Source organism: Apilactobacillus micheneri (genome assembly GCF_006493595.1).
Lineage (GTDB): Bacteria > Bacillota > Bacilli > Lactobacillales > Lactobacillaceae > Apilactobacillus > Apilactobacillus micheneri.
The window spans coordinates 109,194-119,917 of the sequence record NZ_QUBI01000005.1 but is presented as its reverse complement, the minus strand read 5'-3'; the positions used below and the strand labels follow the sequence as shown (position 1 = coordinate 119,917).

At 32.4% G+C, this 10,724-nt stretch carries 9 protein-coding genes; 1 reads left to right on the top strand and 8 read right to left on the bottom strand.

The genetic code is table 11. The features are described from left to right. The 3 genes from DY123_RS06345 to DY123_RS06335 all read right to left on the bottom strand — a co-directional run. The coding region (locus tag DY123_RS06345; protein ID WP_140925172.1) for a helix-turn-helix domain-containing protein at positions 1-255 on the bottom strand (255 nt) is incomplete at its 3' end. Between the two features lie 75 nt (positions 256-330). After that, positions 331-1,623, bottom strand: a complete 1,293-nt coding sequence (locus DY123_RS06340; protein WP_140934586.1) for an APC family permease — start codon at positions 1,621-1,623, stop codon at positions 331-333. 13 nt (positions 1,624-1,636) lie between these two features. After that, on the bottom strand, positions 1,637-2,365 hold the full coding sequence (locus tag DY123_RS06335) for a gamma-glutamyl-gamma-aminobutyrate hydrolase family protein (RefSeq protein WP_140934587.1): 729 nt from the start codon (positions 2,363-2,365) through the stop codon (positions 1,637-1,639). Positions 2,366-2,573: 208 nt separating this feature from the next. Here DY123_RS06335 and DY123_RS06330 point away from each other — a divergent pair, with 208 nt between their 5' ends. After that, positions 2,574-3,548 carry a polyprenyl synthetase family protein gene (locus DY123_RS06330; RefSeq protein ID WP_140934588.1) on the top strand — a complete coding sequence of 325 codons (975 nt, stop codon included), beginning with the start codon at positions 2,574-2,576 and terminating at the stop codon, positions 3,546-3,548. Here DY123_RS06330 and cydC read toward each other — a convergent pair. Genes cydC through DY123_RS06305 form a run of 5 tightly spaced genes read right to left on the bottom strand, consistent with a single transcriptional unit; the run spans position 3,545 to position 10,709 of the window. Next, positions 3,545-5,293, bottom strand: a complete 1,749-nt coding sequence (gene cydC / locus DY123_RS06325; protein WP_140934589.1) for a thiol reductant ABC exporter subunit CydC — start codon at positions 5,291-5,293, stop codon at positions 3,545-3,547. The genes DY123_RS06330 and cydC overlap by 4 nt on opposite strands. Further along, complete coding sequence (gene cydD / locus DY123_RS06320) at positions 5,286-7,022, bottom strand: thiol reductant ABC exporter subunit CydD (RefSeq protein WP_140934590.1); 1,737 nt, start codon at positions 7,020-7,022, stop codon at positions 5,286-5,288. The genes cydC and cydD overlap by 8 nt, the downstream gene beginning before the upstream one ends. 26 nt (positions 7,023-7,048) lie before the next feature. Beyond that, on the bottom strand, positions 7,049-8,077 hold the full coding sequence (gene cydB, locus DY123_RS06315; RefSeq protein ID WP_140925079.1) for a cytochrome d ubiquinol oxidase subunit II: 1,029 nt from the start codon (positions 8,075-8,077) through the stop codon (positions 7,049-7,051). Then, positions 8,074-9,510 (bottom strand): cytochrome ubiquinol oxidase subunit I, encoded by a 1,437-nt coding sequence (locus DY123_RS06310; protein ID WP_140934591.1) that lies wholly within the window; start codon positions 9,508-9,510, stop codon positions 8,074-8,076. Before DY123_RS06310 ends, cydB begins: the two co-directional genes overlap by 4 nt. Before the next feature lie 17 nt (positions 9,511-9,527). Further along, complete coding sequence (locus DY123_RS06305) at positions 9,528-10,709, bottom strand: NAD(P)/FAD-dependent oxidoreductase (protein ID WP_140934592.1); 1,182 nt, start codon at positions 10,707-10,709, stop codon at positions 9,528-9,530. Between the last annotated feature and the right edge of the window lie 15 nt (positions 10,710-10,724).

Below are 10,724 nucleotides of genomic sequence, written 5' to 3'. Positions count from 1 at the left end.
TGCTGTTTCTGGATACGAACTGTGGTTAGTGTGCATCCAATGCAGCACTTTTCGTTTATAATTTCCAGAATATACTTTAATTGGTTTTCTTACAATCAAGCCTTTAATGCCGAAGGCATTATACATATGAATCCAATTTAAAATAGTTGTTCTACTTTTAATATTATATTTTTTAGCAAGACTAGTAGAACCAATTCCTGCAGAAAAATATTCTTTAACTATTTTTTTCTTTAACTCAAAACTAAATTTTGCCATACAAAAACCCCTAAAGTGTTGTTTCACTTTAGGGGTTCACTTCAGAACTGTTAAAGTTCGAGTTTTTTTATTATTTTAATTCATTTTTCTTTCGCGAAAGCCACGAGTTAAGAAGTAGAAAGGTAAAGCAATTACTAAAGCTCCAAAACCAAATATTAATAAGTTAACCTTAGTATTAAAGATTAACCATAATGATATTGCTAAAGCAATGATTGGAATGGTGTAACCTAAAGGTAATTTAAAGGCTCTAGGTTGATTTTTCATTGTCTTTCTAAATACCATAACAGCAATAATAGTAGGAATAAATTGAGCAAATCTTGAAATGGCGCTAATTTGTGCTAGATAAGTAAATGTTCCTGAATATGATAAAGCTAAAATTAAAATAGCATTTACAATAATTGAAATGTAAGGAGCATTTTTACGATTTTTCTTACTAAATGCTTTAGGTAAAATGCCATTGTCTGCAAGGGCTTCGGTTGAACGTGGTGTAATAAATGAAGATGCAATACAAATACCACCAATTGATAGTACTGATCCTGCAACAACAATGTAACTACCAACTTTACCAATCATAGCAGTCAAAGCAGCTTGTAATGGCACTGAAGTTTGAGTTAATTTAGGTCCCAAAACACCAATACATACAGCCATAATTAGGATGTAGATGATAGTTACCACTGATAATACAACCATGATTGCACGTGGTAAATTCTTCTTAACATTACTCATTTCACCGGCAGTAACAACTAATCCTTCAACCCCAGTAAAAATATAAAACATGGTTAAAGTGGCATCAGAGAAGTTTGATGCATGAGTTAATGATGGCACGAAGAATGGAGTAAAGTTACCAGGATGAATAAAGAATAAACCAATAATAATAATTAAAAAGATTGGTAATAACTTTCCAACAGTAATAATATTACTGAAAACAGAGGCTGCTTCAATTCCTGATAAGTTTAAAATCATTAATCCCACTGCCATGATTGTAACGATAATATTTTTAGCTAAAGAAGTATTTAAAGCAGGGAAAAAACCACCTAAAGCAGTTGCGAAAGCGACATACATAGTTGCTTCAGCAATAATTCTAACAGCCCAAGCAGCAATTCCAACTTCATAACCAATAAAATTACCAAAGGCATGTTTAGCATAAATATATGCACCACCAGATTCATCAAACAATCCGGAACATTCAGCAAAACATAAACCAATCATAAAGGCTAAAAATGCATCAAAAACTAAAACTAAAATACTAGCTGGACCAAAGATTTTCATTCCAGCTGTAGGTAATAAAAAGATTCCGGAACCAATAATGGCATTGATTCCTAAAAGAACAATACTAAAGAAACTTAATTTCTTTTTCGTATCGGGCATTAAATATCACTCCTTATTTTGTATGAATACGATTGAAGAAATCAACAAACAGTTGGTTTTCATCTTCGTAGTGATCCCACATATTTTCGGGATGCCATTGAACACATTGAATGGACTTGTCGTCATTTTCAAGGCCTTCAATCATTCCATCATCGGCGCTAGCAACAACTTTCAAGCTAGGCGCAACATCTTTGGCTGCTTCATGATGGAAGGAATTAACAAATGCACGACTACCAAAAGTTTTTGCTAATGCTGAATCACCATTGATGTTAATATGATGAACAGGAGCATATCCAATTGCTTTTTGGGAATGTTGTAAAATTCTCATATTATCTTTAGGTTCAAATTGAGTATCAATATCTTGATATAAAGTTCCACCTAAAGCAACATTAACAACTTGTAGTCCGCGGCAAATTGCCAAAATTGGTTTTTTCATTTGAATTGCTTGTTTGACTAAAGCCAGTTCAAATTGATCACGGGGTTCATATGTAGTACCAATTTCTCTAATTGGTTCTTCACCATAGAATTCAGGTAATACATCTGGTCCACCAGTTAATATTACTCCATCAACTGTTTCTAATAAGTCAGCTGCCATCTCTTGTTTAGCAACAGGCAAAATCACTGGAGTTATATTATTAGCCAAAAGGCAATTCATTAATGTACGTTGTGCAAAATGACCTTCACGTTGTCTGAAAGTTTGATTTTGACTTAAAATAATGTCTGCGGTAACTCCGATTCGCATTTAAATCATTCCTTTTCGATTTTTTTGTATAAAAATACATCGTACAATAAACATTCTAACTATTTTTTGTAAAAACGTATAGTTAATTGGCTTAATGATTGCGATTTTTTTAATATTTGCTTGCTAAATAATTGATTACTGGATATGCATCTATAAAAGTTGTAAAATTGTGAAATATAATAAACGAGTTTTGAAATAGGGGTATTTTATGGATCTTCGATTATGGAAACAAAGACCTGAGTTAGAACAAAGGTTGAAAACTATAGAAAATATCATGAAACAGCAAGTGCAAATTAATGATGATGATTTTAAGAAAAGCATTAATGAATTAATTAATGGTAGTGGCAAGATGTTACGTGCTGCTTTCTTAATGTTATTTACAGAATTTGGTACAAAAAAAGATGAAAATGATTACTTTGAAAAAGTGGCGGCTTCAGTTGAGTTAATTCACTTGGCATCATTAGTACATGACGATGTTATTGATAAATCAGATTTACGTCGTGGTGTTACTAGTTTGAACTACAATTTTGGTGAACGGACTTCCATTTATTTAGGTGATTATTTATTTGTTAAGTATTTCCATTTAGTCTTAGATACTTTGCCTAGTAAGGCAGATATTAAATATAATGTCAGTGGAATTGAAGGCATTATTGATGGTGAGTTACGTCAAAATGAAACTAAATTTGATTCGAAAAGAAATGAAGAACAATATTTAGCAGCTGTGCAAGGTAAAACTGCTGATTTATTCAAAATTGCAGCTGGTAATGGAGCAATTATTTCTAAAGCCGATGACAATATTATTAAGTTATCTGAACAGATTGGGTCAGAATTTGGGATTGCATTTCAACTGCGTGATGACTTAATTGATTTTGAAGACACAGAAGAAGAGGCTGGTAAGCCAATCTTAAATGATATCTTAGATGGTGTTTATACATTGCCGGTCATATATGCAATGCAGACTGCTTATCATGATGAACTACTTACTATTCTAAATAAAAAAGATCAGCTCAAACGAGCTGATCTAATTAAAGTTAAAGCTATTGTAAAAGAAAGTGGATCTTTAGATAAAACGCATGACAAAATGGATGCTTATCATCAATCAATTGAAAAAATGATTGATCAACTACCAAATAATAATGCTAGAAAGGTATTATTGAAATTGGTTAATAAGTTGTTTAATTAATTTTCAATTCCTTGATCCATTTGATAAAGTTTACGGTATTTTTCATTATTCTTATATAACTCACTAGGGGAGCCATCCATTTGGATGGTTCCTTTTTGTAAGAAAATAACTTCATCCATAGTAGATAAGCCTTGCAAGTGATGAGTTACCCAAATAATGGTTTTGTTCTTTAATACCTGATTTAAAGTGTTTATCAAATTATTTTCAGTAATTGGGTCTAATCCAACCGTTGGTTCGTCTAATAATACAATTGGATTATCTTGCAACAGAACTCTAGCAATCGCTAAACGTTGACGTTGACCACCAGATAATTTGATTCCACTTTCATCAATATCAGTATCATATTTTTTAGGCAGAGTTTCAATATAATCTGCTAAACCAACTTCAGATAAAGCTTGTTTAGCTTCTGCAAAAGTAGCTTGTTCATTTCCAATCATCACATTATTGATGATCGTAGTATCAAATAAGAAAGGTTGTTGATCTAAAACACTAAAAATATTGGAACGATTGTTTTGTAAATCAGTAACTTTAACATTATTTATTTTAACTTCACCTTTAGTGGGGTTGATACTACCAAGTAATAGTTGAAGTAGCGTAGTTTTACCCACACCACTTGGACCAATGATGGCTAATTTTTGGCCTTGTTTAACATTCAATGAAATATTATTTAAAATAGCTGAATTATCGTCATCATATTTAAATGAAACATCATTCATACTAATACTATTAATTTTGTTAGGATCAAAATTCTTTTCTGTAGTATCAATTTCTTCTTTATCCAACGTATTAGATAAGTTATTTAAACGATTTACTGATTCTTTATAAATAGGCCAATTTTCCATAGCCTGTGATACAGGGATAAATGTATCTAGTAATGGGAAAACTCCTAAAACAAAGGCAGCAATATAATTAGAAATTGATTGAGAATCATTTAGATATATATTACCCCAAATGATGGACCCAACAATGATAATGCCAATCATCCCACGTAATGCGAAGTCACGATTCCATTCGAAATGATCGACTTTATTGCGTGATTGCGCTAATCTTTTATCGTTCTTAGTTCCTTCACCAATAAAATCTTTTTTACGTCCAGAAATCATCCAATCGGTAACTCCTAAAGTAGCATCAGTTAAGTTTTGATAATTATTAGCGACTAAATCTTTTTCATATTTTTTAGCTTTACCAAAAATAATGACTGAAATGATAGGCATTACTAATAGGATGACTGCGAAGCAAACAAACATGAATAATGCATAGGGAATACTAACGATGCCTAATAAAATGATGATAATAATTCCGGTTATATATGAGGTAATAATTGGAAAGATGGTTTTTAAATATAGATCTTCTAGATGTTCTAAATCATCGGATAAGACACCTAACAAATTACCTAATTTAAAACGTTCGCCAACAAAGTCAGCACCTTTTTCTAATGTCATATATAAACGTTGACGTAGTTTAGAAACAACCCCTAATACCCAATTATGCGAGGTTAATTGTTCTAAATATTGAAAGACTGGACGTCCAGTTCCAAATGCTTGCGCTAAAATAACTGGAATATAAACAATTAATATATTGTATGGCCTAGTTGCCGAACGACTGATTAAATAACCAGCAACGAACATTAAACCAATTGAACAAATGATGGTAACAATTCCCAGACCAAAAGCAGTGAACAATAATTTTTTGTCCTTTTTTAAATATGGCTTAATCCATGTATCTTTATTAAAAAAATTACGCATTATTATCTTCACCTCTAATTTCATCAACTAATTGGCGATATTTACCTGATTGTTTTAATAACTCTTTAGGGTTACCTTGTTCAACTAACTTACCGTTTTCCATTACCAAAATATAATCCATCTCGTTCATCCAGTGGAGACGATGAGTAGCGAAGATTACTAAATGATCTTTGAAAATTGGTAACATGGTTTGTTTTAATTCATATTCAGTTTCGATATCTAAATGTGCAGTTGGTTCATCTAGAAGAATAATTTCACGTTGGTCTAATAAGACTCTAGCTAAAGCGATTCTTTGGGCTTGACCACCAGAAACTCCACGGCCACCACGACCAATGATAGTATTCATACCATCTTTTAATGAATTAATAAATTCTTCAAGACCGGCGCTTTGAGCAGCTTTTTTAATATCATCGGTATTAGCATTAGGAGCATAAAAAGCGATATTTTCAGCAATTGTTCCAGAAAATAGGTAGGGATTTTGTGGAATGTAACTAAGGTGTTTTTGCCAAGCAAATTGCGCTAAACTATCAGTTTTTTCACCATTAATTTTAAAGTTAGTTTTATCTTCTGGTTGTAGCCAACCACCTAATAAGTTCAACATGGTGGATTTACCAGAACCAGATTGGCCAACAATTCCAACCTTCAAATGACCAGTAAAGTTAAATGAAACATCTTTTATACCTTTATCACTATCCTTATCATATTGAAAAGATAAATGATCAGCTTTTAGGGTTGATTCTTGATTCCAAGTTTTGAATTGTTTTAATTCTTTTTGTGCCTTAGGAGATTGAGTATCTAAAATACTGATTAGATGATCTAAAGCATTCTTACCATCTAAAGTGGCATGATAGTCATTTCCATAATCTCTTAATGGTAAGAAGTAATCAGGAGCAGTAATTAATGCAAATAGTGCAGGGAATAATAATACAGAACCATTAATTAATCTAACTCCTAAAATGACCGCAACAATTGCAATGGAAATAGTAGTCATAAAATCTAATGTAAAAGTAGATAATAAAGCAATTTTTAAAACTTCTAAGGTCGATTTACGATAATTTTCTGAAACACGAAAAATATTTTTCCCATAAAGCTTACTTAAACCAAATAATTTTAGTGTTTTTAAACCACGGAGGGTATTAATAAAATTATTAGACATTTTGGAAAAATTTAAATATTGTTGATCTGATTTTTTACGAGCAGCAATTCCTAAAATAATCATAAAGTAGATGATGATTGGGAATACTAATAAAAGAACTAATCCAGATAAAGCATTCACAAAGAAAACAGCTACTAAAATGATCCATGGAATAATTGCTAAATTTAATGTTTTCAAAATAATTAGATTTAAATAGTTCTTAATTTGGTCAATTCCTTCAAGTGCAATGGTAATTAATTGTCCAGAACCTAATTTGGCAACTGATTGTGGACCTAGTTCAAAAGTCTTTTCTAATAAGGCTTTTTTGAAATCATTACTAGCTTTGTCGGAAAAATTATCAGTAATTTGATTTTCAATTCTAGTGATCAAATATCTAATTATGAAAGCAATAAAAAAGAACAGCATTGGATAAATCGATGCTGTTACTTTTTTAAGCATCCAGGCATTTACTAAAGCGCTGGATAAGAACCATGCTTCAGCAATAATTGAGAATGACTGAATGACTGCTAATATGCTAATTTTAATAATTAGTTTTTTGATACCGGGAATTGTCATTAATTTTTTATTAAACATATGAAGATTCCTCCCGATATGGAATTCTAGTAGGCACCCTTATCGGTGTTTTCGAATTCTGATAAATCATGACGTTTCCATTGAATTACATAACTCCAAATGAAGTATGCAGTTAGAATTGGTAATAGAATACATAAAACAATAGTAACTACAGTTAAGGTAAGTGGAGAAGAAGAAACGTTTTTAATTAATAATGAGTTAACTGGATTTTGTGCAATTAATACATGTGGGAATAATCCAACAAATACTAATAATACAACACATGCAATTGTTAATGAGTTAGCAATATATGCTTGGACTTCTTTGTGCATTCCAGTTGATAGATGACCCCAAGCAGTTGTTAGAACAATTAGTACTAATAATACTAATGTACTCAATAAGTGATCTTCAAAGAAATTAGTTTCGAAGAATAATGCAATTGCGAATAATACTTCAACAGGGTAAGCAGCCCAATATAGGTTACCTGCTAAGCTGGCAGCACGATATCTCATAATACCATTTGCATGTAAGATGAAGAAATGTAGTCCTTGATATAAGCATAATGCAGTAACTGCAATGCCACCTAATACTGAAAGAGGATTGATAACATTGAATAATCCAACGAAAATATTTCCATGATTATCCATTGGAACTGGTTGAATCATTGCTGTAAATAACATACCAAGTAAGAATGGTGCAGCAGTACTACTGATAGCAGTTGCCCACATCCAAGCATTCTTACCCTTAGGGGTTTCAGCAACATTGTTAAATTCAAATGCAACTCCTCTAAAGATTAGTGATACTAGCACTAAGAATAATAATAGATAGAATCCAGAGAATAGACTAGCATACCAAAATGGCATTGTAGCAAACATTGAACCACCAGCTGCAACTAAGAATACTTCGTTTCCATCCCAGTGAGGACTGATTGAACGAACGACCATATTACTTTCAGCAGGACGAAAGGCTAATAACTTAGATGCCATCCCAGCACCAAAGTCAGCTCCATCTAAGACTAAAAACATAATAAATAGGAAACAAATTACTGCATACCAGAAAAATTGTAAGAAACTCATTTGTTAAAGGCCTCCTTAGAAAATGGATCATCATTATCGTAATCGATGGTTTTATCGATACTTTCTGGTCCTTTGTATAAGGATTTCTTAGCATAGAATACCATGCAACTAGCAAGCGTTACGAATAACAAGAAGTAAACAATAATAGTAAAGATGACTGAAGCTGTACTTGTACTTGGTGATACCGCATCGGCAATTGGTAGTAATCCATAAACAACCCAAGGGTCACGACCAAGCTCAGTAAATAACCAACCACCAGTATTAATAACGAATGGGGCAAAAGTAGCTAAGAATAGGACAAATGTTAACCACTTTTGTTTTACAATCGTATTCTTTCTTCTTCTTGAGAACCATAGTCCTAATAATGAGATTAATGTTAGACCACCAAATCCAGCAGCCATTAGTCTAAATGCAAAGAATAGAACATTTACATTAAGTGAATAATCCATGTTCTTACCAAATTTACTGTCATATTTTTTGTGTAAAGCGCGATTTGCTTCATCCATACCAGCAACAGAACCACTAAATTTGTGATATGAAAGAAAACTTAGCATATATGGAACCTCAATTTTTCCATATTCCTTGTGAGTTTTTGTATTAGTTAATTGAAACACAGACCAAGGAGCAGGGTTTTCGGTATGATTGTAAATACCTTCAGATGCAGCGAACTTCATAGGTTGATCTTTAATCAAATAACCTGATTGTAAATCACCAGAAGTAACGGCACCTAAACAACCGACGATTCCAAGAACTAATCCAAGACGCATTGATTTTCTGAAGAAGCCAACTGACTTTTTACGGAAAATCATCCAAGCAGAAGTACCAGCAACAATAAATGAACCAGTAACAATACAACTTGAAATAACGTGAGGGAATTCATACCATAATTGTTGATTGGTAAGTAAAGCTTTAAAACTAGTCATTTCAACATGTCCAGAAGAAGTTAATTTGTAACCAACGGGATGTTGCATAAATGAATTAGCAGTTAGAATCCATAAAGCAGATGCAGTGGAAGCTAAGAATACTAACCAAATCATTAAAGCATGCCATGCTGGTTTAAATTTATCCCAAGTGAACATCCATACTCCTAAGAATGTAGATTCTAAGAAGAATGCTAATAAAGCTTCAATTGCAAGTGGGGCACCAAAAATATCACCCATAAATCTTGCATATTGGGACCAGTTCATCCCAAATTGGAATTCTTGAATCAGACCGGTAACAACACCTACAGCGAAAGCAAGTAAGAAAATTCTTCCCCAGAACTTCGTCATAGTTTGATAAATTTTGTTCTTAGTGATTGCATACATGGTTTCCATAATACATACAGCCAAACCAATTCCAATTGACATAGGAATAAAGAAGTAATGGAAAATGGTTGTCATTGCAAATTGAAAACGTGCAAATGGTAGAACGTTTAATGCGAAATCAAACATTATCTATATTTTCCTCCTTAATTTTGAATTGCTGATTTAGCACCAGCAATTTCGAAAGCAGTGTTCATTCTAACTAAGTGTTTTAATAAGGCTACTTTGTGTCCTTTTAACTTCATTGTCTTTTTACCTAATGGTAATTCAGCAATTCCCATTGTAGGGCCTAGTGAACAAACCGTTCCTAATGACTTGTAGCTAAATGGAACTTTCTTTGTATTATTCAAACGAGCTTTTAAGTTAGCAACTGCAATTGAAGCTTCTTGAATTGAGATTTGACCAGTAGTTGGGTATGGACGATTATTTTCTTTATCCATAACTGCTGAAACGTCTCCAATTAAATATTCATCAGGGTAGGTATCTAACGCCATGGTGTCATTAACAACTACTCGGTTACGTTTTTGATCATAACCAGCTTCTTTAATTACGTCATTGCCTTTAACTCCAGTAGTCCAGAAAGTTGTTTTAGCAGGAACAAATTTATTATCTTCACCATAATAAACACCGTCAGCAGTGATTTCTTTTGCTTTAGCATCTTTATCAATAATAAACTTTACACCCTTAGAATGTAAGTAATCTAAAGCAAAATCTACTAGTTTTTTATCAAACATTGGAATACAACTAGGAGCAATACAAGTAATTGTGAAATCATTAGTATCACAATCACATTCTTTAGCCCATTTTGGTAGTTGATATGCAATTTCACCTAATAGCTCAATTCCAGTGAAGCCACCACCAATAACTGCAAATGATAAGTAATTTTTATCTTTTGATTTACGGTATTCTTTAAGATTATCCTCAATCTTTTGAATATTTTGAATACCACTCTTCATGTTCCAAATTTGTAATCCATATTGATCAGCACCAGGGGTACCAAATGTTTCAGATTCAAAACCTAATGCATTAAATAGGTAATCAAATTTAATTTGACCATTATTTTCTAAAGAAACAACTTTATTATCATGGTCAATATTAGTAACAGTGTCTTTTATGAAATTAACCTTAGGGCTAATACAGTTTTCTATTTTCATTGTGATTTGTTCTGGTGCACTAGTACCAGCTGAAACAGTATGTAATGCTGTTGCATCATAATGATAGTCATTATTATTGACTAAAGTAATATTAATATCTAGTTTACTTTTAGCTAGCAGTCTGCAAGCACGAAGGCCAGCGAAACCACCGCCTAATACAACGACTTCTTTCATTTTATCCCCTTCTTT